21 protein-coding genes are annotated in these 25,419 nt (G+C 59.5%); 15 read left to right on the top strand and 6 right to left on the bottom strand.

What is annotated here, in order from left to right:
* Positions 1 to 123: 123 nt before the first annotated feature.
* Positions 124 to 1,320 carry an AMP-binding protein gene (locus ACXAH3_RS10835; protein WP_474862096.1) on the top strand — a complete coding sequence of 399 codons (1,197 nt, stop codon included), beginning with the start codon at positions 124 to 126 and terminating at the stop codon, positions 1,318 to 1,320.
* A complete protein-coding gene (locus tag ACXAH3_RS10830; RefSeq protein WP_474862095.1) occupies positions 1,317 to 2,420 on the top strand; it encodes a thiolase family protein in 1,104 nt (367 codons plus the stop codon). Before ACXAH3_RS10835 ends, ACXAH3_RS10830 begins: the two co-directional genes overlap by 4 nt.
* Here the strand turns inward: ACXAH3_RS10830 and ACXAH3_RS10825 are convergent.
* Positions 2,417 to 3,097: a nitroreductase gene (locus tag ACXAH3_RS10825; protein WP_474862094.1), complete on the bottom strand. Its 681-nt coding sequence runs from the start codon at positions 3,095 to 3,097 to the stop codon at positions 2,417 to 2,419. The genes ACXAH3_RS10830 and ACXAH3_RS10825 overlap by 4 nt on opposite strands.
* A 400-nt stretch (positions 3,098 to 3,497) precedes the next feature.
* On the opposite strand from ACXAH3_RS10825, the gene acs reads away from it, so the two are divergent.
* From acs to ACXAH3_RS10790, 7 genes are all read left to right on the top strand, one after another.
* Positions 3,498 to 5,468: an acetate--CoA ligase gene (gene acs / locus ACXAH3_RS10820; protein WP_474862093.1), complete on the top strand. Its 1,971-nt coding sequence runs from the start codon at positions 3,498 to 3,500 to the stop codon at positions 5,466 to 5,468.
* The gene (locus ACXAH3_RS10815) at positions 5,468 to 6,151 is read left to right on the top strand and encodes an adenylate kinase (RefSeq protein WP_474862092.1); all 684 of its coding nucleotides are present in this window, start codon (positions 5,468 to 5,470) and stop codon (positions 6,149 to 6,151) included. Before acs ends, ACXAH3_RS10815 begins: the two co-directional genes overlap by 1 nt.
* A 63-nt stretch (positions 6,152 to 6,214) precedes the next feature.
* A complete protein-coding gene (locus tag ACXAH3_RS10810) occupies positions 6,215 to 6,475 on the top strand; it encodes a DUF4212 domain-containing protein (protein WP_142852272.1) in 261 nt (86 codons plus the stop codon).
* A gap of 15 nt (positions 6,476 to 6,490) precedes the next feature.
* Entirely contained in the window at positions 6,491 to 8,257 is a 1,767-nt protein-coding gene (locus ACXAH3_RS10805) for a sodium:solute symporter family protein (RefSeq protein ID WP_474862091.1), read from the top strand.
* Between the two features lie 102 nt (positions 8,258 to 8,359).
* Positions 8,360 to 10,195 carry a putative nucleotidyltransferase substrate binding domain-containing protein gene (locus ACXAH3_RS10800; protein ID WP_474862090.1) on the top strand — a complete coding sequence of 612 codons (1,836 nt, stop codon included), beginning with the start codon at positions 8,360 to 8,362 and terminating at the stop codon, positions 10,193 to 10,195.
* 22 nt (positions 10,196 to 10,217) lie between these two features.
* Positions 10,218 to 10,745 (top strand): hypothetical protein, encoded by a 528-nt coding sequence (locus tag ACXAH3_RS10795; RefSeq protein ID WP_474862089.1) that lies wholly within the window; start codon positions 10,218 to 10,220, stop codon positions 10,743 to 10,745.
* A complete protein-coding gene (locus tag ACXAH3_RS10790; protein WP_474862088.1) occupies positions 10,745 to 12,160 on the top strand; it encodes a 3'-5' exonuclease in 1,416 nt (471 codons plus the stop codon). The genes ACXAH3_RS10795 and ACXAH3_RS10790 overlap by 1 nt, the downstream gene beginning before the upstream one ends.
* 9 nt (positions 12,161 to 12,169) lie before the next feature.
* On the opposite strand, the gene ACXAH3_RS10785 is transcribed toward ACXAH3_RS10790, so the two are convergent.
* Positions 12,170 to 12,937, bottom strand: coding sequence for an amino acid ABC transporter permease (locus ACXAH3_RS10785; RefSeq protein ID WP_474862087.1), 768 nt, complete (start codon positions 12,935 to 12,937; stop codon positions 12,170 to 12,172).
* Positions 12,938 to 12,947: 10 nt separating this feature from the next.
* Positions 12,948 to 13,649, bottom strand: coding sequence for an amino acid ABC transporter ATP-binding protein (locus tag ACXAH3_RS10780; RefSeq protein ID WP_474862322.1), 702 nt, complete (start codon positions 13,647 to 13,649; stop codon positions 12,948 to 12,950).
* A gap of 154 nt (positions 13,650 to 13,803) precedes the next feature.
* Here ACXAH3_RS10780 and ACXAH3_RS10775 point away from each other — a divergent pair, with 154 nt between their 5' ends.
* Positions 13,804 to 14,580 carry a transporter substrate-binding domain-containing protein gene (locus ACXAH3_RS10775; protein ID WP_474862086.1) on the top strand — a complete coding sequence of 259 codons (777 nt, stop codon included), beginning with the start codon at positions 13,804 to 13,806 and terminating at the stop codon, positions 14,578 to 14,580.
* A gap of 48 nt (positions 14,581 to 14,628) precedes the next feature.
* Here ACXAH3_RS10775 and ACXAH3_RS10770 read toward each other — a convergent pair whose 3' ends face one another.
* Entirely contained in the window at positions 14,629 to 15,744 is a 1,116-nt protein-coding gene (locus ACXAH3_RS10770; RefSeq protein WP_474862085.1) for a THUMP domain-containing class I SAM-dependent RNA methyltransferase, read from the bottom strand.
* A gap of 50 nt (positions 15,745 to 15,794) precedes the next feature.
* A complete protein-coding gene (locus tag ACXAH3_RS10765) occupies positions 15,795 to 16,397 on the bottom strand; it encodes a DUF1285 domain-containing protein (RefSeq protein ID WP_474862084.1) in 603 nt (200 codons plus the stop codon).
* A gap of 58 nt (positions 16,398 to 16,455) precedes the next feature.
* Between ACXAH3_RS10765 and ACXAH3_RS10760 the strand changes: the two genes are divergently transcribed.
* Genes ACXAH3_RS10760 through ACXAH3_RS10745 form a run of 4 tightly spaced genes read left to right on the top strand, consistent with a single transcriptional unit; the run spans position 16,456 to position 23,187 of the window.
* On the top strand, positions 16,456 to 17,460 hold the full coding sequence (locus ACXAH3_RS10760; RefSeq protein ID WP_474862083.1) for an AAA family ATPase: 1,005 nt from the start codon (positions 16,456 to 16,458) through the stop codon (positions 17,458 to 17,460).
* Positions 17,460 to 18,326: a DUF58 domain-containing protein gene (locus ACXAH3_RS10755; RefSeq protein WP_474862082.1), complete on the top strand. Its 867-nt coding sequence runs from the start codon at positions 17,460 to 17,462 to the stop codon at positions 18,324 to 18,326. Before ACXAH3_RS10760 ends, ACXAH3_RS10755 begins: the two co-directional genes overlap by 1 nt.
* On the top strand, positions 18,323 to 21,100 hold the full coding sequence (locus ACXAH3_RS10750; protein WP_474862081.1) for a DUF4159 domain-containing protein: 2,778 nt from the start codon (positions 18,323 to 18,325) through the stop codon (positions 21,098 to 21,100). The genes ACXAH3_RS10755 and ACXAH3_RS10750 overlap by 4 nt, the downstream gene beginning before the upstream one ends.
* A complete protein-coding gene (locus ACXAH3_RS10745) occupies positions 21,097 to 23,187 on the top strand; it encodes a hypothetical protein (protein WP_474862080.1) in 2,091 nt (696 codons plus the stop codon). The genes ACXAH3_RS10750 and ACXAH3_RS10745 overlap by 4 nt, the downstream gene beginning before the upstream one ends.
* 4 nt (positions 23,188 to 23,191) lie before the next feature.
* Here the strand turns inward: ACXAH3_RS10745 and ACXAH3_RS10740 are convergent, their stop codons facing one another.
* Positions 23,192 to 23,890: a DUF599 domain-containing protein gene (locus tag ACXAH3_RS10740; protein ID WP_474862079.1), complete on the bottom strand. Its 699-nt coding sequence runs from the start codon at positions 23,888 to 23,890 to the stop codon at positions 23,192 to 23,194.
* 86 nt (positions 23,891 to 23,976) lie between these two features.
* On the opposite strand from ACXAH3_RS10740, the gene ACXAH3_RS10735 reads away from it, so the two are divergent.
* Positions 23,977 to 25,410 carry an FAD-linked oxidase C-terminal domain-containing protein gene (locus ACXAH3_RS10735; protein WP_474862078.1) on the top strand — a complete coding sequence of 478 codons (1,434 nt, stop codon included), beginning with the start codon at positions 23,977 to 23,979 and terminating at the stop codon, positions 25,408 to 25,410.
* Positions 25,411 to 25,419 lie beyond the last annotated feature (9 nt).

The following is a 25,419-nucleotide window of genomic DNA, read 5'->3' as shown; positions in this document are numbered from 1 at the left end:
TATTGAAATCTGAAACGGGCGTGGTTCAGACCGCGCCCGTTTTTTGTTGGGCTTCCCCTTAGCCCGCGGGGCTTTTACAAAGACCAAGACGCCTTCGGGCCAAACAGGGGCAATGGGGCAGCGATGCGCTTTCGGCAAGATATGCAAAGCAGGATCCTTCTTCCGGGAAAGGGCGGAACCGTGCAGGCACAGCGCGCGGCGCATGCCATTGAGCGTCTTGTTGAGGGTCTAAAGGCCGGAGCCAGCATTCGCGCCCGCCAAGTGGTGGACGACCCGATCGAGGTTTGGAAAGCTAACGATGGTCAGCAGGTTTTGCAATGCCAAAGCTCTGGTTCCAGCGGTGCGCCGAAAACCATTCAGCGCAGCCCTGAAAGTTGGATTGCCAGTTTCGAAGTCACGCGGAGTCAATTTGGAGCGGGGGCCGATACGCCCTATGCGGTGTTGGGTGAGCCGGGGCATTCGTTGGTGCTGTTCGCCATATTGGAAGCCCTGCATCTGGGTGCAGACTTGTCGGTTCTGACCGGGTTGTCGCCACGGGCGCAGGTGGACGGGCTGGCGGCGGGCGAGGCGCAAGTGCTCTATGCCACGCCTGCGCAGTTGCGGTTGCTTTTGAAAGCGCAATCCGCCTCGCTTCCTAAGATGAAGCTGGTGTTTTCAGGGGGCGGTAAGCTGGACCCTGACACGGCAACAGCTCTGGCCGCTTTGTTCCCCAACGCGCAGGTCCACGAGTTCTTTGGCGCGTCCGAAACCAGCTTCATGACCATCGCGCCTGTGGCCACGCCCATAGCCTCGGTCGGGCGGGCATATCCCGGCGTAGAAATCGAGTTGCGGGATGCGGATGGTCACCCGGCGGGACAGGGCCCGGGCGAGTTGTGGGTGAAAAGCCCGTATTTGTTTCAATGCTATGTCGATGGCGACAGCCCGGACACCAAACGCCAAGACGGCTTCCTGACCGTGGGCGAGATGGCGCGGCAGGACGCTGACGGTTTTGTTTACCTTCTGGGCCGCAAATCCCGGATGGCCACCGTGGCCGATCACAATGTCTTTCCCGAGGTGGTCGAGGCGGAAATCGCAAAGCTCAGCACCGCGCGTTCGGCGGTGGTTCCGGTGCCCGATGCCGCGCGCGGGCAGGTGCTGGTCGCTGTGATTGAGGGGACAGGGTGTGACGACATGGCGGCCAAAATCAAAACCCGCTGCCGCGATGCGCTGGGTGCTCCGTCAGCACCGCGTCAGGTGCTTTTTGTGGATGCTCTGCCAATGCTGCCCGCCGGAAAGCCGGATTTGAAAACGATAGAAAAACTTGCAAGGGGTCAGGGATGACAAGCGCTTGGATCATAGCCGCCCGCCGTACGGCGGTGGTGCCGCGCGGTGGTGCCTTCGCTGCGCTGGACATCCACGACTTGGCTGCGCCGGTGATCCGGGATCTGCTAAAGCGCGCGAGGGTGGTACCCGAAGAGGTCGGCGAGGTCATCTTGTCGAACGCGTTGGGCGCAGGCGGCAATCCCGCGCGGGTTGCAGCTTTGGCGGCTGGGCTGCCGGAAAGCATTGGAGGGCTGACCATCGACCGTCAATGCTGCGGCGGGTTGGACGCTGTGATTCTGGCGCAAGCCATGGTGCAATCGGGGCAGCATGATGTGGTGGTCGCGGGCGGTGCGGAAAGCTATTCCCGCAGGCCGCTGCGGTCGCGCACCTTCGCGGATGGGCGCGATCCCGAACCTTATGATCAAGCCCAGTTCACCCCGTGGCCTGACCGCGACCCGGATATGGCCGAAGCGGCCGAGGCGTTGGCAATGAAGCTGGGCATATCGCGTCAGGCGCAGGATGAGTGGGCCGTCGCCAGCCATCAGGCCGCGCTAGGTGGTATGCAGTCGGATCAAATCGTTTCTGTCGCAGGTCAGGACACAGACGCCTTTACCCGCGACCTGACCGCACGCCTATGCGCCCGCGCGCCGGTGGTGGCTGGCAGCGTGACATCTGCCAACATGGCCGTTGCAGCGGATGGGGCGGCGTTCGTGCTGGTTGTCTCAGACCGCGTGGCGCGGAACCTTTCGGCTCCGAAGATCCAGATCGAGGCAGGCTCCAGCCTTGGCGGCACGCCCGACCTGCCCGGCATCGCTCCGGTGGCCGCGATCAACACCGCTTTGGCCCGCGCGGACCGCACAGCCGACAGCCTGACCGTGGCCGAGATCATGGAGGCTTTCGCGGTTCAAGCCATTGCCTGTCAGGAGGGCGCAGGCCTTCCGCGCGATATAGTCAACCCGAACGGGGGCGCTTTGGCTCGTGGTCATCCCATCGGCGCGTCTGGCGCGATCATAGCAGTGGGTCTGTATCACGAACTTTTGCGCAAGGGGGGGGCAGGCGTCGCTGCCATTGCTGCAGCGGGGGGCTTGGGCAGCGCCTTGGTTCTGTCTGCGCCTTAATCGTCGAAGCCGTGAAAGCTGGTAAACACCTCGAGCGCGTCACGTTCCGTGCGGAACTGGTTCACCGGTGCAGCCTCATCCCGTTTGCCGACAGCGATGCCGCAAACGACCAACTCGTCTTTGGGTAAATTCAGGTGGTCGTGCACCACATGCCCATAATTGGCCAACGCACCGATCCCGGTTGCGCCGAAGCCCCGATCCTCGGCCGCCAGTAAAAAGGACATGATGGACATTCCCAGATCCATGAAACAGCCCTTGCCCATGCCCCTTTCAATCGTGACGACCACGCCCACCGGCGCATCAAAGAACGCATAGTTGCGTGCGAACTGCGCCCGCCGTCCGGCGATATCGCGTTTGGTGATCCCCAGCGCCTGATACAGCGCGTATCCAGCGGCGCGTTGACGAGCTTTCAGATCGGCAGGCATTGGGACCGGGAAATAGGAATATTCGCTGATCGGTTGTTCGTTCCGGTCCAGCGCGTCATGCAGGGCACCCGTCAGCCCGGTCATCGCCGAGCCCGTCAGAACGTGAAACTTGCCCGGTTGCAGATTGGCCCCACTGGGAGCTTTCCTGGCCGCCTGACAAATCTGCTCTAGATCCGATTTGGGCACTGGATCCTTGGTGAAAGCACGCACGGAATGGCGGCGCGAAATAAGGTCTTGAAACGGGCTTTGCATAGGTTTGGATGTGCCTTGCGGGGCTAAGGGCTGTCAAGCGCGGGGTGAATCGTCTCTGCACTGGTTGGCCGGTGAAGAATGCCGAAATGACGCTACGTTTTCGCCGATTGCGGATCGTTGCGACGTGAATTCGAAATATACGCCCCGAAATCGCCACATTAATTTTACATTTGTTGGAGTGTCCAATTTTCCAGAAAACCTAATAATTACAATAAAATATTTTTGATATTCTGGAAAAATTTTCAATAAAATCGCACATAGTTAAACAATTTTACACAAAATCTGTTGTTTAGATGTGTCTAATCCTCCAGTTTTCAAGGCAAGCCGGGAGTAAACCTTATGGTGCGTTCCCAGCCACGCGTATCGCTCGCGTTTGGAGGAAAATCTGGGAGGAACCTGAATGTCGTCGCAAGCCACGGCTGATAAGACCTATGCTCCGTCAAAGGAGTTTGTCTCGAACGCGCATATCGATGCCGCAAAATATCAAGAGATGTACGCCGCATCGGTCAACGATCCCGAAGCCTTCTGGGCCGAGCAGATGACACGTCTGACATGGACCAAGACGCCGACCAAAATTAAAAACACAACCTTTGCGCACCCTGATGTGTCGATCAAATGGTTCGAAGATGGCGAGCTGAATGTCTCGGCCAACTGTATTGACCGCCACCTGGAAACCCGTGGCGACCAGGTCGCAATCATTTGGGAATCGGACGATCCCAACCTTGATAAAAAGATCACGTACAACGAACTGCACGAGAAAGTCTCGAAGCTGGCCAACGTGATGAAGGGCATGGGCGTCAAGAAAGGCGACCGCGTCGTTCTTTACCTTCCGATGATCCCGGAAGCTGCGTATTCGATGCTGGCTTGTGCCCGTATCGGCGCGATCCACTCGATCGTTTTCGCGGGCTTCTCGCCCGAAGCTCTGGCCGCACGTGTTGAAGGCTGTGGTGCCTCGCTGGTGATCACGGCTGACGAAGCCCCCCGTGGTGGCCGCAACACCCCACTGAAAACCAACGTTGATGCGGCTCTGGCCCATGGCAATCTGGGGTCAACCCCGGTTCTGGTGGTCGAGCGCACCGGCGGCGACGTGCCGATGGTGGATGGCCGCGACCATTCCTACACCGCGCTGATGGCAGACGCCTCGGCTGATTGCGCGCCCGAGGCTATGAATTCGGAAGATCCGCTGTTCATCCTCTACACTTCGGGTTCGACCGGCCAGCCGAAAGGCGTCCAGCACTGTAGCGGTGGCTACCTGCTGTGGGCTGCAATGACCCAAGAATACGTATTCGATTATCACGAGGGCGACATCTATTGGTGTACCGCTGACGTAGGCTGGGTCACCGGCCACAGCTATATCGTCTATGGCCCCTTGGCCAATGGCGCGACCACGCTGATGTTCGAAGGGGTTCCGACCTATCCGGATGCGGGTCGTTTCTGGGCTGTGTGTGAAAAGCACAAGGTGAACCAGTTCTACACCGCGCCGACCGCGATCCGCGCCTTGATGGCGCGTGGCAACGAGTTCGTCGAGAAATACGACCTGTCGGACCTGAAAGTGCTGGGCACTGTGGGCGAACCGATCAACCCGGAAGCTTGGAACTGGTACAATGATGTTGTGGGCAAAGGGAATTGCCCCATCGTTGATACGTGGTGGCAGACGGAAACAGGTGGTCACTTGCTGACCCCGCTGCCCGGCGCGACTGCAACCAAGCCCGGCTCGGCCACCACGCCTTTCTTCGGGGTACAGCCTGTAATCCTTGAGCCCACCACTGGCGAAGAGATCGCTGATACCGAAGCCGAAGGCGTATTGTGCATGAAAGACAGCTGGCCCGGCCAGATGCGCACGGTATATGGCGACCACGACCGTTTCGTAGCGACTTATTTCGCTGACTACAAAGGCTACTACTTCACTGGTGACGGCTGCCGCCGCGATGCGGATGGTTACTATTGGATCACCGGTCGTGTGGACGACGTGATCAACGTATCGGGTCACCGCATGGGGACTGCCGAAGTGGAAAGCGCTCTGGTTGCCCACGCCAAGGTCTCCGAGGCTGCCGTTGTTGGCTTCCCGCACGATATCAAGGGGCAGGGCATCTATTGCTACGTCACCCTGATGGATGGCGAGGAATACACCGACGATCTGAAGACCGAGCTGCGCAACTGGGTTCGTCAGGAAATCGGCCCGATTGCCAGCCCCGATCACATTCAGTGGGCTCCGGGCCTGCCGAAGACCCGTTCGGGCAAGATCATGCGCCGTATCCTGCGTAAGATCGCCGAGGACGACTTTGGATCGCTGGGCGATACTTCGACTTTGGCCGATCCGTCGGTCGTGGACGACCTGATCGACAACCGCATGCACAAGGCGGGCGCATAATGGACGCAGCGACAACAACCGCCGCACCCGTTTTGATCCTTCTCGGCCCTCCGGGCGCCGGGAAGGGCACTCAGGCCCGGATGCTGGAAGACAAGTTCGGACTTGTTCAGCTTTCGACCGGAGATCTTTTGCGTGCAGCCGTCGCAGCAGGGACCGAAGCTGGCCTTGCTGCGAAAGCCGTTATGGAAGCAGGTGAATTGGTCTCGGACGAGATCGTGATCAACATTCTGCGTGACCGTCTGGCAGACGCCGATTGCGCCCGCGGCGTGATCCTTGACGGTTTCCCCCGCACCACCATTCAGGCCGAGGCGTTGGACGCCCTGCTGGCGGAAAGCGGACAGAAGATTAACGCAGCCATCAGCCTTGAGGTCGATGACGCTGCAATGGTGACCCGCATCTCGGGCCGTTACACCTGTGGCGGTTGTGGCGAGGGGTATCACGACGAGTTTAAGCAGCCCGCCAAAGAAGGCGTCTGCGACAAATGCGGCGGCACGGACATGAAACGCCGGGCCGACGATAACGCCGAAACCGTGGAAAGCCGCCTTGTGGCCTACCACGCACAAACGGCACCGCTCATTGCCTACTACGGGGGCAAGGGCAGCCTGCAGAAGGTCGATGCCATGAAGGCCATCGATACCATTGCGGGCAATCTAAATGGGATCGTTCAGGAGGCGATCGCATAAGAAAGGGAAGGATGGGGTCGCATGTGCGGCCCCGTTGGAGGAACTTCACAGGGAGGAGGCTTCATGGCCGACAACTCATCAAACGACGCCTATTGGTCCGCCAATTTGCGCATCATTGTGATCAGCCTGATTATCTGGGCGATCGTATCATTTGGATTCGGCATTCTGCTGCGCCCGATGCTGTCCGGCATCGCAGTCGGCGGAACCGATCTTGGTTTCTGGTTCGCACAGCAAGGTTCGATCATTGTCTTCTTGATTTTGATCTTCAACTACGCGTTCCGCATGAACAAGCTCGACCGTGAACACGGCGTAGACGAAGAATAAAGGGGCCAGAAACAGATGGATCAGTTTACACTTAACTGGCTGTTTATCGGTGCGTCCTTCGCGCTGTATATCGGCATCGCAGTTTGGGCCCGTGCGGGCTCTACATCAGAATTCTACGCCGCTGGGCGTGGTGTTCACCCGGTTACCAACGGTATGGCGACGGCTGCTGACTGGATGTCGGCTGCTTCGTTCATTTCGATGGCTGGCCTTATCGCCTTTACCGGCTACGACAACTCGTCGTTCCTGATGGGCTGGACCGGCGGCTATGTGCTGCTGGCGCTGCTTCTTGCGCCTTACCTGCGTAAGTTCGGAAAGTTCACCGTGTCGGAATTCATTGGTGACCGCTTCTACTCGCAGACGGCTCGTATCGTGGCAGTTGTCTGTTTGATCGTGGCTTCGACCACCTACGTTATCGGTCAGATGACCGGCGTTGGTGTTGCGTTTGGTCGCTTCTTGGAAGTAGACAACACAACCGGTCTGCTGATCGGTGCTGCTGTTGTGTTCGCCTACGCCGTTTTCGGCGGAATGAAGGGTGTTACTTACACGCAGGTTGCTCAGTACGTCGTGCTGATCACTGCGTACACCATCCCGGCGATCTTCATCTCGCTGCAGCTGACCGGCAACCCGATCCCGGCCCTTGGCCTGTTCGGCGAGCACGTCGCCTCGGGCGAGCCGCTTTTGGCGAAACTGGACAGCCTTGTGCAAGAGCTTGGCTTCGCCAGCTACACCGGGCACCATGCTGACACGCTGAACATGGTTCTTTTCACACTGTCGCTGATGATCGGTACTGCCGGTCTGCCGCACGTGATTATGCGTTTTTTCACCGTACCGAAAGTAGCGGATGCACGCTGGTCGGCTGGTTGGGCGCTGGTGTTCATCGCACTTCTGTATCTGACGGCCCCGGCTGTTGGTGCAATGGCACGTCTGAACCTGATCACTACGGTCTTCCCTCAGGGGACAACTGAAGCCTCGATCGACTATGAAGCACGTCCGGACTGGATTGCGACATGGGAGAAAACCGGCCTTCTGAAATATGAAGACAAAAACAACGACGGTAAGATCCAGTGGTACAACGACAAGTCGGAAGCATTCGCAGCGACTGCAACCGAGCGTGGCTGGTCAGGTTCTGAATTGAGCGTGAATCGTGACATTCTGGTTCTGGCCAACCCTGAGATTGCCAACCTGCCAGGTTGGGTGGTTGCTTTGGTTGCTGCTGGTGGTCTGGCTGCTGCTCTTTCGACGGCTGCTGGTCTGCTTCTGGCAATTTCGTCGGCTGTGTCGCACGACCTTATCAAAGGTGCGATCAACCCGCAGATCTCGGAAAAAGGAGAGCTTCTGTCAGCACGTATCGCGATGGCTGTTGCAATCGTTGTGGCAACCTATCTGGGTCTGAACCCACCGGGCTTTGCAGCACAAACCGTGGCACTTGCCTTCGGTCTGGCCGCTGCGTCGATCTTCCCGGCACTGATGATGGGTATCTTCTCGACCAAGATCAACAACACCGGTGCTGTTGCAGGCATGATCGCGGGTATCTCGGTTACCCTGATCTACATCTTCCTGCACAAAGGCTGGCTGTTCATCCCGGACACCAACAGCTTCACCGATGCTGATCCGCTTCTGGGCACCGTTAAGTCGACTTCGTTCGGCGCAATTGGTGCGGCGATCAACTTCGCGGTTGCTTACATCGTGTCGGGCATGACCAAGCCTCTGCCGGCAGAGATCAAAGAGCTGGTTCAGTCGGTTCGCGTTCCGCGCGGCGCTGGTTCGGCTCAGGATCACTAAGTTGGTTCTGGCGGGTGGCCCGCTGCGGTGACCCGCCCCTTTTAAATTTGTCCCGTCCGGTGTCTTATCGGGCGGGACTAACTTTTCAAGAAGGCAGCAAATATGCCCCTGAGCCAAGATCAGGTTTTTCGTTTCCTGAAATCCGTTCACCCCTATGATGCCCTGACTGCGGATGTGGTCGAAAACCTAGTACCGAAGCTTCAAGGGCGCGCCGTGTCTGCAGGCGAAAGCATCTATGATCTTGGAGATGACCTGCCAGGCGTGTTCATCATCCACGAGGGCGAGGTCGAGGTCCGCGATGCGAACGGTTCGATCGTATCGCATCTTGGGCTGCGCAACTCTTTTGGGGAACGCGGATTGTTGCGCGACGGCAAGGCCGCCACATCGGCGCAGGCTGTCACCGACGGCACGCTTTTGATCCTGCCGGTCGCGCAATTCCATTTGTTGATTGCTTCTGAAGAAAAGGTGAAACGGTTCTTTGACCGCTCGCGCGCGGATCGGGTCAATAAACAGGACCAGCAGGACCTTGTGACCACGCAAGTGGACACGCTGATGGCCGCGAACCCCGTCACCTGCACCGCGTCAGCCTCCGTGCGAGAGGCCGCTATCCTGATGCGCGACAAACGGGTCTCATCCCTGTGCGTGACCGAGGGCGACGCCCTGACTGGCATCCTGACCACGCGCGATATGTCCGGCAAAGTGCTTGCCGAGGCGCTGCCCGTAGACACGCCAGTCTCGCAAATCATGACGCCCAACCCGATCACATTGGCCCCGTCGGCCATCGGTTCGGACGTGCTGCACGTGATGATGGAGCGTCGCATTAGCCAAGTTCCCATCGTCGAGGGCGGCAAACTGGTCGGCATCGTCAGTCAAACTGACCTAACCCGCTTTCAGGCCATCAGCTCGGCCGAGCTGGTACGCGAGATCGCACAAGCGAACACTGCCCAGGAAATGCGCAAGGTTACGGCCCGCATTCCGCAGCTTCTGGTGCAACTGGTCGCCGGTGGAAGCCCGCACCAAGTGGTCACGCGCCTGATTACTGACATCGCAGACATCTGCACCCGTCGCCTGCTGACGCTGGGCGAGGCCAAGCTGGGCCCGGCCCCGGTGCCCTATCTTTGGGCAGCCTGTGGGTCACAGGGCCGTCAGGAGCAGACCGGCGTGTCGGATCAGGATAACTGCATGATTTTGCACGATGATGTGACGGATGCAGACCGCGAGGGATACTTTGCCGATCTGGCCAAATTCGTCTGTGACGGTCTGGATGTCTGTGGCTATTTCTATTGTCCCGGCGACATGATGGCGACCAATCCGCGTTGGTGCCAGCCACTTTCGGTCTGGAAGGATTACTTCGACGGTTGGATCTCCAAACCAAGCCCCGAGGCGCAGATGCTGGCCTCGGTCATGTTTGATCTGCGGCCGATTTCTGGGGACGTGCGGCTGTTTGAAGGTCTTCAGAAAGACACGCTGGCTGCTGCTGCCAAGAACTCGATCTTCGTGGCGCATATGGTCTCGAATTCGCTGAAACACACGCCGCCGCTGGGCCTTTTGCGCGGCTTTGCCACGATCCGTTCGGGCGAGCACAAGAACCAGTTGGATATGAAGCATAACGGTGTCGTGCCGATCGTTGATCTTGGTCGCGTCTATGCTCTGCAAGGCAAGCTGACCGAAGCCAACACCCGCGCCCGGCTGGAAGCTGCAATCCACGCAGGTACGCTTAGCCAATCGGGCGGGCAGGATCTGCTGGATGCTTATGACCTGATCGCAGATACGCGGCTTGAACATCAGGTTGCCGAAGTTAAAGCCGGCGGCAAGCCGGACAATTATCTGTCGCCCTCGGACCTGTCCGAGTTTGAACGCAGCCACCTGCGCGATGCCTTTGTTGTGGTGAAATCCATGCAAAGTGCCATCGGGCATGGGCGCGGCATGTTAGGCTGACACCAAGACGGGAGAAAATAGAATGTTCTTTGAGATGGTCGCCACATTGGTGTCGGGGGTTGCTGGCGCGGGTGTCGTGCTTGTATTGAACAAGATCAGCGGCGGACGCCTACCGAAATGGGCCATGCCCGTGGGCGCAGGTCTGGCGATGATCGTCACCACGATTGCCAATGAATACGGATGGTATGACCGTACGCGAGATACGCTGCCCGAAGGCATGGTCGTTGTGGAAACGGTTGAAAATAAGGCGATCTATCGTCCGTGGACCTATGTGAAACCCTTCACCGAACGCTTTATCGCACTGGATGAACCGTCCTTGCGAACCCATGATGCAAAACCCACAATGCGCATGGCGGACACGTATTTCTTCGGTCGCTGGTCGGCGCCTGAAAAGATGGTGATGCTGGCCGATTGCGAGGCAGGCAAACGTGCACCTTTGATCGACGGTGTCACCTTTGATGCGGATGGAAATGTCACCGGCGTCGATTGGTTCGCCCCCGACGAAGGGGATCCTCTGGTCACGGCGATTTGTAAGCTCGAGGCCTCGTGATGCAGATCCTGACCAAGCTTTCCCTGCGCTTTCGTATCTTCTTGTTTTTCGCCTTTCTGGCAGCGGCTTCGGTCTTGTTGGTTCTGGGCGCATTGCTGGTCGGGGCCGGTCGCTCCACGCCGGATGACATCGCGGCAGGATTTGTCTTTGCCGGGGTGCTTGCAGGTTTCGGTCTTCTGGCATTGATCGCCGGCGTTTGGTTTCTATTTGACGAAAACGTAGCCCGCCCCATCGAACGCTTGGCCACCGGGCTTCGATCTCGCGCCCATGCAGGCAGTGGCGGCGTCGACACTCACGCGGCGCGCTTTCTGGGCGATCTGGCCCCCGCCGCCGAGGCCGTGTCCGAACAGCTGATGAAATCCACCATGGATCAGGCCAGCATCGTTGCCGCCGAAACCCAACGTCTGTCCGATGACAAGGCCCGCCTGACCGCGCTTTTGTCTGAAATTCCGGTCGCCATGGTGCTGATCAACCCAGCCCACCAGATCGTGCTGTATGACCAACAGGCCGCGTCCGTTCTGTCGCAAGTCAGCCCTGCGCGTCTGAATGCCTCGATCTTTGATTACTTCCAACGCGGCCCCTTCTTGGCGGCCTATGACAAAATGATCTCGACCGGGCTCGAGCAGAGCTTTTCGGATCTGTCGGCAGCAAATGGTCTGCAGTTCGATGCGCGCCTGAAGCCGCTTGCCCCCGGCGAAGGCTATCTTTTGATGATCGACGACGCCCACGCCACCATCGCGCCAGACGAAGGCCGGCCGGTCGTTTTTGACTTCGATCTGATGGAGGGTCAGGCCACCGACGACCTTATGAAAATGAGCCTGCGCGATCTGACATATGTGGTGTTTGATACTGAAACCACAGGGCTCTTGCCGCACAAGGACGAGATCGTACAGATCGGTGCCGTGCGCGTGGTGAAGGAAAAGATCGTTCCCGGTGAGGTGATCGACCAGCTTGTTGATCCAGAAATGCCGATCCCACCAGCGTCGACCAAAGTGCATCATGTGACTGACATAATGGTGGCGGGGAAACCGACCATTCGCGAGGCGGGGAAGGCTTTTCACGATTTCTCGCGCGGGGCGGTGTTGGTGGCCCACAACGCGCCCTTCGACATGGCGTTTTTGCGGCGTCATGCGGACAATTGCGGGGTCGACTGGACCCATCCCATTTTGGATACGGTGCTGCTGTCGGCAATGATCTATGGCACGACCGAAGTCCACACACTGGACGCGCTTTGTGACCGTTTGGGCGTGGTGATCCCGCCCAAGCTGCGCCACACCGCGTTGGGTGACGCCCAGGCCACTGCCGAGGTTCTGTGCAAGATGCTGGCGATGCTGCATTCCAAAGGGATCGAGACGCTGGGCGGTGCGATTGCCGAGGCGAAACGGCACAAGCGGCTTCTGGAAGACTTGAATTAAAGCAGAGGTTTAGCGGCTTTCATTCGCACCCATCCGCCGTTCCAGCCAGCGTACGCCTGCCGAAATGATCAGGACCAGTACCAGATATTCCAGAATTAACAGGGTGTAGATCTCAAGTGGGCGGTATTCTGTCACAACCAGTTCGTTTGCGCGCCGGGTCAGTTCCTGCATCCCGATGACCGATGCAAACGCCGACATCTTCACAATATAGATAAACTGGTTGGCCAAGGGCGGCAGGATCCGACGCACTGCTTGCGGCAAGATGACATAACGCATCGCCTTTGCGCGGCTAAGCCCAATGGTCTGGGCAGCCTCGGCCTGACCGCGGGGGACCGATTGGATGCCCGCGCGGAAGATCTCGGCGGTGAAGGCGCTGTCTGACAAAGCCAGCGTAATCACGGCGCCCCAGAACGGGTCAATCGAGATGCTGATCCCCATCCCGCGCATCACGACGGGCAGGCCATAGAAAACCCAAAACAACATTGGCAGTAGGGGGATAGCTCGGATGAACTCCACATAGATCCGGTTGGGCAACCGCAGCCAGCGATTCTGTGCAAAGGCCGGAAGCGCCACCAGAAGCCCGATGATGATCGAGGCGACTGCCGCCAGAACCGAAATCTGGATGGTCGAGGTGAAGCCACGGATCAGGAAGCGGATATTGGTCCATCCGGTGTCCGTTGTAGGGTCAATGACATACCAGCCCCATGTGCCGGGGGCCGCCGAACACGCGGTCAAAAGCAGCAGAGAAGAAAGCAGGGCGATTGTTCGAAAATTCATATCAGCGCCCTTAGTGCTTCAGGATCTTATCAAGGAAAAGTGCGAAACGGTCTGATTCTGGCGCTTTGAACACCTGTTCCGGTGCCCCAACCTCGACGATCTCGCCCGTGTCCATGAAGGCAATCCGGTCAGCGACACGGCGGGCGAAACCCATTTCATGTGTCACGCAGATCATTGTCATTCCATCGGCGGCCAGATCCTCCATGACCTCCAAAACTTCGGCAATCATCTCGGGATCCAGTGCTGAGGTCGGCTCGTCAAACAGCATCAGCTTTGGCTCCATGCACAAAGCACGCGCGATGGCGACGCGTTGTTGCTGTCCACCCGACAATTGCGCGGGGCGTTTGTCGGCCTGTTCAGGGATGCGCACGCGGTCCAGATAGGCGCGCGCGCGCGCCTCGGCATCGGTTCGTGACAGGCCAAGCGCCTTCACCGGGCCAAGTGTCAAATTGTCCAGAACGGACAGATGTGGAAACAGGTTAAAGCTTTGAAAAACCATGCCTATGTCGCCGGGTCGTTGAGCGTTGATCGTCCCACCCTCAAGGCGAATATCACCTTCCTGATGGGTTTCCAGCCCGGCCAAAAGACGCACAACGGTCGATTTTCCGGACCCAGAAGGGCCGCAGATGACCAATTTCTCGCCAATCTCGACCGTCAGCGAGATATCACGCAGGACCTGAAAGTCGCCATACCACTTTGAAACGCCTGTCATTTGAACGGCGGTGCAAGTCTGATTTTTGTTCTTCACTTGTTCCCCGCGACGTTTTTTGTTCAATTGATCGTTACAGGTGATCCATTCCCTATACGATCACGTAATCTAGATGGATGAAATCGAATAATTTTAACCGCCAGAAGGACACGGTGTGATGAACTTTTTGAGAACTATCGGGGCGGGGTTGCTGGCCCTAGCGACACTGACAGGGGCCGCTTCGGCACAGTCTGCATTGAACGAGATCCTGTCAGGCGGCGTTCTGAAGGTGGGAACGACAGGTGACTGGAACCCCATGTCGGTGCGAGATCCGGCGACTGAAAGCTACAAGGGCTATGACATTGACGTCATGACCGAGCTGGCGAAAGACCTAGAAGTGAAGCTTGAATTCGTACCGACGGATTGGAAAACGCTGGTGAATGGCATTGTTGCCGGGAACTATCATATGACCGGCTCGGCCTCGATTTCGCCGTCGCGGATGAAGGTTGCGGGCTACTCTGATCCGTATATCTCGGTCCAGATTTTGCCCTTTACTACATCGGACAAGCTGGCGGGTTTTGATGGCTGGGATGCGATCAACAAGCCCGAGGTGAAAGTGGCGACCACGCTGGGTACGTCGTTCGAGAAAATGGTGAAAGAATGGTTCCCGGACGCGGATATCAAAGTGGTGGAAGCCCCCGCGCGCGGCTATCAAGAGGTTCTGTCGGGTCGTGCAGATGTGTTCATCACATCGAATATCGAAGGGGCGACGCTGACGCAGAAGTTCCCGCAAGTCACCGCCATTCCGGTAGAAGCCCCACGCGCACCGACACCGATTGCAATGCTTTTGCCGCAGAACGATCAGGTCTGGATCAACTATGTGAACAGCTGGATCAAGCTGAAGCAGGAAAAGGGCTTCTTCGACGAAATCGCTGCGAAGTGGGGCCTGCAGTAAGCACGCTGCCAACGAACAGAGAAGGCCGGGTGGTTGCCCGGCCTTTTTTCATCGAAGCGGTGCAGTTTGGTACAGCTTCACTTTGGTCCCGCCGTGATCAATCGGAGGGCTAGGCGGTTGAAACGGCAAGCCCGTCGCCTTGGCCAATCCGCCATCCGAGGTGATGATCGCAACGCGCCATCCCTTGAACCGTTCTTGGAACACTTTACCCATAGAACCGTAAAGAGCGAAGAGCAGCTTTTTGTTGCCGATCCGCCCACCATAAGGGGGATTCACGATGATCAGGCCGGGTTCTGTGTCCGGACGGGTAACGTCGCTGATCGAGGCCTCGGAAAACTGGCACATGGCCGCAACACCCGCACTTTCGGCGTTCTTCTGGCTGTTCGCAATCGCACCGGCATTCCGGTCTGATCCGAAAAATCGAACATTAGTGGGTAGTGAGGGGGCATCCGCAACTTTCAGAATTTGAAACGCCTCGGCATCAAAATTTGCAAGTTTTTCAAAGGCAAACCTGCGATCACGACCGGGTAGAAGTCCGGCCGTCATCTCGGCTGCTTCGATTAGAAAAGTGCCTGATCCGCACATTGGGTCCAAAACGGGCTCTGCTCCGTCAAATCCAGCGGCACGCAGAAAGAGAGCAGCCAGATTCTCACGCATGGGCGCTTTGCCAGTCGCGGTTTTGTGGCCGCGCTTGTGCAGGCTTTCGCCCGAGCTGTCCAAACTGATGGTTACAAGATTGTCGTCGATCCGCACTTTGATGACTAACGCCGCGTCCTTGCTGATCGGCGCGCCCAGTGTCTCAGTAATCGCCCGCTCAACCCGCTGAGCTGCGCCTTTGTGATGATAGATTTTCGAGCGCTTGCAGACGGCCTCGACCCGAATGGGGGTATCCGAACGCAGCACATCGCCCCACGGAAACTTGCGCGCGCGTTTATCAAGCTGCGCCATGTGGAAGGCGCGAAATTCGCCCAGTCGGACCAGCACACGGGTGGCACCGCGCAAGGTCAAGTTGGCGCGCCAGACCTCGGACCAGCCGCCGCGCGTGGTGACGCCGCCGGGGCTGACTGTGGGTGTGGCGAACCCAGCGGCGCGGGCCTCATCCGCTAAGGCAGGCTCAAGACCCGGCGGGGCGACAAGAAAAATTTCGAGATCATCGGTGTTCATGGGGTCTTCTACCCCAAGCGCATCAGGGCAGCGAGCGAAATGCGCGCCCCTTAGCCAAGTTCATCCGTCGGGATCAGTGGAAAGAACTGCCCGTCCGACCAGACGCCGAACCAAGATGCGCCATTGTGATCCGCAGCCACGCCTTGATCAATCAGACGATAGAAAGTCTTGCGATCAATCAGTGCCTCAAGTCCCGCGCGGACCTCGATATAGGGGCAGGGGGCGTCGAACGTGCAACCCAGCCTCAGGGGGTGATCGGGCCCCGCCGTCACGCTGTCGCCCACATGGGTGGTGAAGCTCAGGTGCAAGTCCCGACCTTCGCCCGTGACCTCCATATCGGTGGCGACGAAGGGGGCGTCTTCAACCGTGATGCCCCATTTTTCGACGGGCGTGACAAGGAAAAACCTGTCACCTTCGCGTTTCAGGATCGAGGAGAACAACCGCACCAAACCCTCGCGCCGAATTTCGCCGCCTTCATGAAACCAAGTGCCATCGCGCGCAATCCGGATGTCAATTTCGCCGCTGTAATCCGGAGTCCAAAGATGCACGGGGGGCAGGGATTTCCTAGCCTCGGACCCGACGGCTTGCGATACGGCGTCTGCGTTAAACACCCGCTTTTTCGCCGATTTTCCAGCGCTTGGCGAATTTGTCATTTGGTCCCCGTCTGAATCTAGCCTTTAATGAACTTAGTCATCACGCAAAGGAATTGCCATGCAGAACGAAGATCTACTGAGCGATGTCGAAGCCCTTGGCACCAAACTTGCCCAGGCGCGCCAGATGGTGGGGCGTCGGATTATGGGGCAGGATCAGGTTGTGGATCTGACACTGGCGGCGATCTTGGCAGGCGGTCACGCATTGCTGATTGGCCTGCCCGGGCTGGGCAAAACGCGGCTGGTGGAAACCCTTGGCACGGTTATGGGTCTGCATGACGGGCGGATTCAGTTCACGCCGGACCTGATGCCGTCGGATATTCTGGGCGCAGAAGTGTTAGAGGAAAGCGACACCGGAACGCGCTCTTTCCGCTTCATCAAAGGGCCGGTTTTCTGCGAACTTCTGCTCGCAGACGAGATCAACCGCGCCAGCCCACGCACGCAGTCCGCGCTGTTGCAAGCGATGCAGGAACACGAGGTATCGGTCGCAGGGCAGACGCATGATTTGGGCGCGGTGTTCCATGTGCTCGCCACGCAAAACCCGTTGGAGCAAGAGGGTACATACCCGCTGCCCGAGGCGCAGTTGGATCGATTTTTGGTGCAGATCGACGTGGATTACCCAGATCGTGATGCGGAGCGGGACATCCTACTGGCAACCACCGGGACCGAAGACGCGAGTGTTGCGCCCGTGTTCAGCCGAGACGATTTGATCGCCGCGCAGACATTGTTGAGGCGGATGCCGGTGGGCGAAAGCGTGGTAGAGGCTATATTGGATTTGGTCCGCGCTTGTCGCCCCGACGATCCGGGCGCTCCGCAGATTGTGCGCGACAATGTCAGCTGGGGTCCGGGTCCGCGCGCCACGCAGGCCCTTATGCTTTTGGCCCGCGCTCGGGCGCTTTTGGACGGGCGGTTGGCACCTGGCATTGACGATATCCACGCGCTGGCTGCCCCGGTGCTAAGCCACCGGATGGCTTTGGGTTATGCCGCGCGGGCCGAGGGGCTGGCCTTGTCTGATGTCATCGGACAAACGGTCGCCCAAGTGCTGCAAACCGAGGTCGCCGCGTAATGTCCGACGCCGCCCCCATCCAGCTTCGGTCCCGGGCCGAAGCCTTGGCGGCGCGCCTTCCGCCCCTTTTGGTCGACGCGCAGCACTTGGCACAATCCATCGAATTGGGTGAACATGGCCGGCGGCAATCTGGTCTGGGCGAGGCGTTTTGGCAGTTTCGCCGTGCGCAACCGGGGGATCCGTCGCATCGGATCGACTGGCGTCGATCGGCGCGGTCGGACCGGCATTATGTGCAAGAGAAAGAATGGCAGGCGGCGCATTCGGTGCAGATCTGGGTGGATCCGTCCACGTCTCTGACGTTTTCGTCGGACTCGAAGTTGCCAGAAAAGCGCGCTCAGGCGCAGGTTATCGCGCTGGCGCTTGCCGCGCTTTTGCTGCGCGGGGGCGAGCGGGTTGGCCTTTTGGATGGTGTGCATCGACCGGGACGTGGGCAGATGGCACTGGCGCGGATGGCCGATCAGATGTTGCGCAATGACGCGCCTCTGAAAGATGCCTATGCCGTCCCGCGCGCGCGGCAAGTGGTGTTTTCTGACTTCCTTGGTCCGCTCGACGCCACCCGAGATTTTGTGGGCGCGGCGCAGGATCGCGGGCAGAAGGGCGTCTTGTTTCAAGTGCTCGACCCGATGGAGGAGGTGTTTCCCTTTCATGGTCGCGTGTTGTTTCAAGATGTCGCCGGGGCGCTGATCCACGACACGCGCGAGGCCGCAGACCTGCGTACTCGCTATCTGGACCGGCTTGCACGACGCAAGGCCGAACTGTCCGAGTTGGCAAAACGCGCGGGCTGGCGATTTCACAGCTATCATACGCAAGACCCGGCCAGCGCCGCGCTTCTGTGGTTGTGGAACGCGATCGGAGGCCCAAGGTGAGCGTGTTCGGCATAGGGTTCACTGCGCCCCTGCTTCTGCTGGGGCTGATTGCGCTGCCGGTGATTTGGTGGCTTCTACGCGCGGTGCCTCCTGCGCCGCGCAAACAGGTTTTCCCGGCGGTCACGCTGCTTTTGGGGCTGGAAGACAAGACTGCGCAGGCGGATCGCACGCCGTGGTGGCTTTTACTTTTACGACTTTTGGCGATTGCTGCGATAATCATCGGTTTTGCAGGTCCGGTCCTAAATCCTGATGACGCGCCGGCCCGTGATGGGCGGCTTTTGGTATTTGTGGATGACTTCTGGCCGGCGGCCTCGGACTGGTCCCAACGGATGCGCGTGATCGAGGCGCGGCTGGATCAAGCACAGGCTGCGGCGCGACCAGTGGCCATTGTTATGGCAAGTAAAGCAGAGGCGCCGGGCGTTGATGAAGGCGCGGATTGGCAGTCTGCGGATGTTTGGAAAAATACCGTACCCGGCCTGTCCCCCGTGGCATGGGATGCAGGATACGAATGGGCTTTGGACTGGGCGCAAGCTCTGGGAGCTACGGATGTCTTATGGATTTCCGACGGGGTCGCGCGTGATGGGCGTGACGCGATGGCTACACAATTCGAACAATTAGGTGCGCTGGAGGTGCTCGAGCCACCCTCCGCACGTCTTGGCCTTCTGCCTGCTGAATTAGACGGCGGTGATGTGGTGCTTTCGGTCCTCAGCACTGCGCCCCGGCCGACGCAAGAGCTTACCCTTGAAGCGCTTGGCCCCGACCCCGAGGGTGTCGAGCGTGTGCTTTTGTCCGCGCCGTTCTCGTTTGAAGATGGGGTCGATCGGGCCGATCTACGCCTGACTGTCCCAAGTGAATTGCGCAACCGGATCAACCGGTTTCAGATCGCGGATTTTCGCGCTGCAGGGGCTATAACGCTGGCCGATGACAGTCTGCGCCGCCGCAAGGTCGGGCTGCTGAACACCACTGGCGAACGCGAGGGGTTGGAGCTTTTGTCACCACTTCACTACCTTCGCGAGGCGCTGGCAACCACCGCCGAAACCATCGAATTGCCCGCCCTGACCGAGCTGATCAAGGCGGGGCCTGACGTGATCATCTTGCCGGATGTGGCGACGTTCTCGGACACCGACCGCGCTGGGCTGACTGACTGGATAGAAGATGGCGGGCTTTTGTTGAGGTTCGCGGGGCCTCGGCTGGCGGCTGCGGATTTGGGGCAAGGGGTCGAAGACGCCTTGCTGCCCGTTCGGCTGAGATCAGGCGGTCGTGTCGTCGGCGGCGCGATGAGCTGGGGGGATCCCCGCACGCTGGCACCTTTCGGGGAAAACTCGCCTTTCTTTGGCCTGCCGATCCCTGATGACGTACGGGTCGAGGCGCAAATCTTGGCCGATCCCGGCCCGGATCTGGCGGACCGCGCCATTGCCACCCTGTCCGATGGCACCCCCATCGTGACCCGCCGTGAGCTGGGGGTGGGGCAGGTCGTGCTGTTCCATGTCTCGGCCAATGCAGAATGGTCGTCGCTGCCGTTCTCGGGGCTGTTCGTCCAGATGCTGGAACGCCTGGCCGTGTCGTCCCAAGGCAGCGCGCGCGTTGGCGTGGCGCTGGAGGGCACGACTTGGGTTGCGACCCATGAACTTGACGGGTTCGGGCAGTTGTCGCGGCAGGACGCCGCCGTCGGAGTGCCGGGAACAAAGCTGTCGGATCCCGCCAGTCCCGACCTTGCGCCGGGACTTTATGCGGATGGGGACAGGGTGCAGGCTGTGAATGTGTTACGTGCGGACAGCGTGCTTGAGCGCGCCGCTTGGCCCGCGCATATCACGCCCCGCTGGCAAATAGACGAGACCCGGCAAGAGTTCGGTCCATGGCTACTGGCGTTGGCGCTTTTGTTGGGGGCGCTGGATGTGCTGCTAACTTTGTGGTTGGCGGGGCGGCTATTGCCAACTGCGCGGCGGGTTGCGACGGGTGTCGTGGCGGGGCTTGCGTTGTTTGCCATGGCGCAAACCGCAGACGCGCAGACCGACTTACGGACCGACACGCCGCCCAGCGTCTTGGACGCGGCCAGCATCGTCACCCTTGCTCATGTCAAAAGCGGAGACCCCGCCGTCGATCAGATCGCCAAAGCAGGGCTTCTGGGCCTGTCTGACCAGCTTTACCTGCGCACCTCGGTCGAACCCGCCAGCCCAGTGGGCGTGGATATCGAGGTTGACGACCTATCGGTCTACCCGATGCTGTATTGGCCCCTGACCGACACGACTCCTGTGCCCAGTCCCAACGCGATCTTGCGCCTGAAACGCTATTTGGCCACCGGGGGGCTGATCCTGTTTGACACGCGCGATGCGGGCACCGGGGGCAACTCGCCCGCCAGCCGCCAATTGCGCGCGGTGGCACTGCCGTTAAACCTGCCTTTGCTGGATCAGGTGCCACATGACCACGTGCTGACGCGCAGCTTTTATCTGCTGCAAGAGTTTCCCGGCCGCAATCGTGGTCCCGTCTGGGCCGAAGCCCCACCCCCTGATGCTGAACGGGCCGAAGGTATGCCGTTTCGAAATTTAAACGACGGTGTGACGCCGGTGATTGTTGGCGGCAACGACTGGGCCAGCGCATGGGCTATTCGCGACGATGGCCGCCCGATGTTCCCAGTAGGCCGCGGGCAAGCGGGCGAAAGGCAAAGGGAAATGGCAGTGCGTTTTGGGGTCAATCTGGTGATGCATGTACTGACCGGGAACTATAAATCCGATCAGGTCCATGTGCCCGCTTTGCTGGAAAGGTTGGGCGAATGAATGCGATGTCGCTTCAGTTTGCGCCCGGCCTGCCGTGGCCGCTGATCGCCGTTTTGGCGGTGGTCGCGGTGCTGACATTGTCAGTCGCATTGTGGCGCGGCCTGCCCGGTTGGGCCTTGCGGGCGGTAGCGGCTTTGGTGCTTCTGGCGGCATTGTGTGGCCCGTCACTGCAACAGGAAGAACGCGACCCTCTGACAGACCTTCTGTTGGTGCTTCAGGATGACAGCGCCTCGCAATCCCTGTCCGACCGGCCCGCGCAAAATCAGGCCGCACGAGACGGTCTTCTGGCGCAGATCGAGGCACGCTCGGGGGTCGAGCCGGTGTTCCGCACGCTATCGGACCTTGCCCCGCAATCCGAAGGGGCCGAGGACAGCACGCGTCTGATGACCGCCCTGAAACAAGCGCTGGCAGAGCTTCCGGCCAATCGCCTGGCAGGCGTCGTGTTGATCACCGATGGCGTGGTGCATGACTTGGAAAGCGCGCCCGGTGTAGCGGTGCCAATGCACGCTATGATCTCGGGGCGGGACGCGGATTGGGATCGGCGGCTTAGCGTTTTGGATGCACCCGCCTTTGCCATTCTGGGTGAAGAGATCGAGCTGCGCCTGAAGGTTGAAAGCCTGGGCAATGTCCCCGACGCCACCACCCCGGCCTTCCTTTCGCTTTCCCATGATGGCGACCCGATCGCGGACGTGCCAGTCATGGGAAACGACGAGGTTATCATCCCCCTGACGCTGACCCATGCGGGCCGGAACCTGATCCACGTGACATTGCCCGTGGGCGCGGGCGAATTGACGGGTCGCAACAACGAAGTGGTGATCGAGCTGAATGGCGTGCGCGACCGCCTGCAAGTGCTTCTGGTCTCGGGGACGCCGCATCCGGGGACGCGCACATGGCGCAACCTGCTGAAATCCGACAGCGCGGTCGACCTGGTGCATTTCACCATTCTGCGCCCGCCCGAAAAGCAAGACGGTGTGCCGGTGAACGAACTTAGCCTGATTGCCTTCCCCACGCAGGAATTGTTCATCAACAAGATTGATGAATTCGATCTGATTATCTTCGACCGTTATCAATTACGGGGCATTCTGCCCGGCGGCTATCTGGCCAGCGTGCGCGACTATGTGCAGCGCGGCGGGGCGGTGCTGATCGCAGCCGGGCCGTCGCTGGCCAGTGCTGACAGCATCGCGCGCACGGGGCTTTCTGACATCTTGCCAGCCGCGCCCACAGGACGGTTGTTCGAGGAGCCATACAAGCCCTCTGTCACCGAAGACGGGCTACGCCATCCGGTCACGCGCGAGCTGTTGCAGCACGCACCGGTTGGGGGCTGGGGGCCATGGATGCGCCATGTCGAGGTCTCGCCCCAAAGCGGCCATATCATTCTGTCGGCGGCGGACGATGCGCCGCTTTTGATGGTGGATCGCAGCGTCGAGGGACGGGTGGCCTTGCTGGCATCCGACCACGCATGGCTGTGGGCGCGGGGACATCAGGGCGGGGGGCCTCAGTTAGAGCTGCTACGCCGTTTAGCCCATTGGCTGATGCGCGAGCCGGAGCTAGAGGAAGAGGCGCTGACAGCGGTCGCGACCGACGAGGGGTTGCTGATCCGACGCAACACGATGCAATCTGAGTTGCCCGAGGTGACGGTGACTACGCCTGCCGAAGATACCGCCAGCGTCACTCTGTCCGAAGGGGATTTGGGTGTGTTTGAAGCACCGTTTGCCAGCGACGCTACCGGGCTGTTCCGCGTGACGCAGGGTGATTTGTCCACGGTCGTGGTGCGCGGCGCGGCCACCTCGGTCGAGTTCAGCAACCCGTTGGCGCGCAGCGATCAGATCAAGCCGGTTCTGGCTGCCACGCGTGGGGACGCCAAGCGTATCGAGGTCGGGTTGCCCAATTTACGGGCTGTGCGCGCGGGGCAAGTTGCCTCGGGCCGGGGGTGGTTGGGATACACCCCCCGCGACGCTTATGTCACCACGGCGATCCGGTTGCGGCCCTTGGCTCCTCCTGCGCTTTTTTTGGTGCTGGCTGCATTGGCTTTGGTGGCTGCGTGGTTGATCGAAGGGCGCGGAGGTGCGGCCCGTCGTAACGACTGAACGATCAGGTATCCGGCTGCATCAAAACCGAGCGGGAATGGGACGCAAACTCGCGCCGCCACAGTACCGCAAAGGTAAATCCCGTCGCGACGAACAGGCTGATCGGTCCAATCAGCCACGCCAACGCCGCCATCGAGAAATAGACCGAACGCAGCCCCCGATTGAAACTGCGCGCGGCGGTGATGTTGATCTCGCCCGCCTTGCGCGCGCGGGGCAGGGCGGTCGGGTCGGTTTCGTCATTGGGAACCGATGCCATGACCACGGCGCAATAGCCAAACAGCCGGTAAGACCAGACAAACTTTAGAAACGCATTGGCCAGAAACAGCATGACCAGAAGGATCTTCACCTCCCACACCAATTCGGGTGCGCTGGTTTGGGTCAGGTCTTGGGCCACACCGCGCAGCCGTTCGGTATTGCCTAGAAGCGCTAGCCCACCACCCGTGGCAATCATCGTGGCCGAGGCGAAGAAACTTGCCCCTTGCCGAAGGTCAGACAGGATGGCGCTGTCAAAAATGCGCGGTTGGCGGGTGATGAATTGAACCATCCAGTCGTGCCTATACTGCGCCACGATTTTCGAGACGGACTGTTTTTCTTTGGTCGGGCTTTCAATGCGCAGCCCGATTGCAACCCAAGCCAGCAAGATCAGGGCCACAGCGGCCAAATCCAGCATGGAAAACAGTGTGAAACGGTCAGCAAAACTCATGCTTCACGCATACGCCGTTCCTAATGGTTGCTAAAGTGAAAAATTGGTTATATTTTCTTACCAATTCTAAATCGTGGGGATATTCCATGCAGATGCCGACACCAGATCAAGGGATCGTTGCGCGCAAAGATCACATTGTGAAACGTCTTCAGGCTGTGCTGCCCGAAGGGGCTGTGGTGCATGACCCAATCCAGACCCGCGCCTATGAATGCGACGCGCTGACGGCATATAAGTGTCCGCCGCTCTGCGCTGTGTTGCCGGCCTCGACCGACGAGGTGTCGGCGGTGATGCGCATCTGTCACGAGGAAGGCGTGCCCATGGTGCCGCGTGGGGCCGGGACGTCTTTGGCCGGTGGTGCGCTGCCCACCGCAGACAGCGTGATCCTTGGCGTGGCGCGTCTGAATGACGTGTTGGAAACGGACTATGACAATCGGTTTATCCGCGTGCAGTCGGGCCGCACCAATCTGTCCGTCACGGGCGCGGTCGAGGAAGACGGTTTCTTTTACGCGCCCGATCCCTCCAGCCAATTGGCTTGCGCGATTGCGGGCAATATCGCGATGAACTCGGGCGGGGCGCATTGCTTGAAATACGGCGTGACCACCAACAACCTGATGGGCGTGACCATGGTCATGGCCGATGGCGAAGTGGTTGAAATCGGCGGCGCGCATCTGGATGCGGGCGGGTTGGACCTGTTGGGGCTGATCTGCGGATCCGAAGGCCAGCTTGGCATCGTGACCGAGGCAACTTTGCGCATCCTCGCCAAGCCCGAGGGGGCACGCCCTGTGCTGGTTGGGTTCGATTCAAACGAAGTTGCCGGCCATTGCGTGTCCGACATCATCAAATCCGGCATCCTGCCCGTCGCGATCGAGTTCATGGACCGGCCCTGCATCCGCGCGACCGAAGCCTTCGCGGGCGCGGGGTACCCTGATTGCGAAGCGCTTTTGATCATCGAGGTCGAGGGCTCGGACGCCGAAATTGACGACCAGCTAAGCCGCATCGTTAAGATTGCCAAACGCCACAACCCGGTCGAAGTGCGCGAAAGCAACTCGGCCGAAGAAAGCGCGAAAATTTGGCTGGGGCGTAAATCGGCGTTTGGCGCGATGGGGCAGATCAACGACTATATGTGTCTGGATGGCACGATCCCCGTCAATGAGCTGCCCTTGGTCCTGCGCCGCATTGCCGAGATGAGCAAAGACTATGGGCTGGACGTGGGCAATGTGTTCCACGCGGGCGACGGGAATATGCACCCTCTGATCCTGTTTGACGCCAACAAACCCGGCGATCTTGAAAAATGCGAGGCGTTTGGTGCGGATATTTTGCGGTTGTGTGTCGAGGTTGGCGGATGTCTGACCGGTGAACACGGCGTGGGCGTCGAAAAGCGCGATCTGATGACGTCGCAATACAACGATGGCGATTTGGAAGTTCAGCTTCAGGTGAAAGACGTGTTCGATCCCGGTTGGCTTTTGAACCCCGCCAAGGTTTTCCCCCTGAAGGTCACCGAAACCCGACGCGCCGGATAGGGGCTCAGC

This window comes from Aliiroseovarius sp. ABM4_368 (genome assembly GCF_056161205.1).
This window is presented reverse-complemented; position numbering and strand designations above follow the sequence as displayed.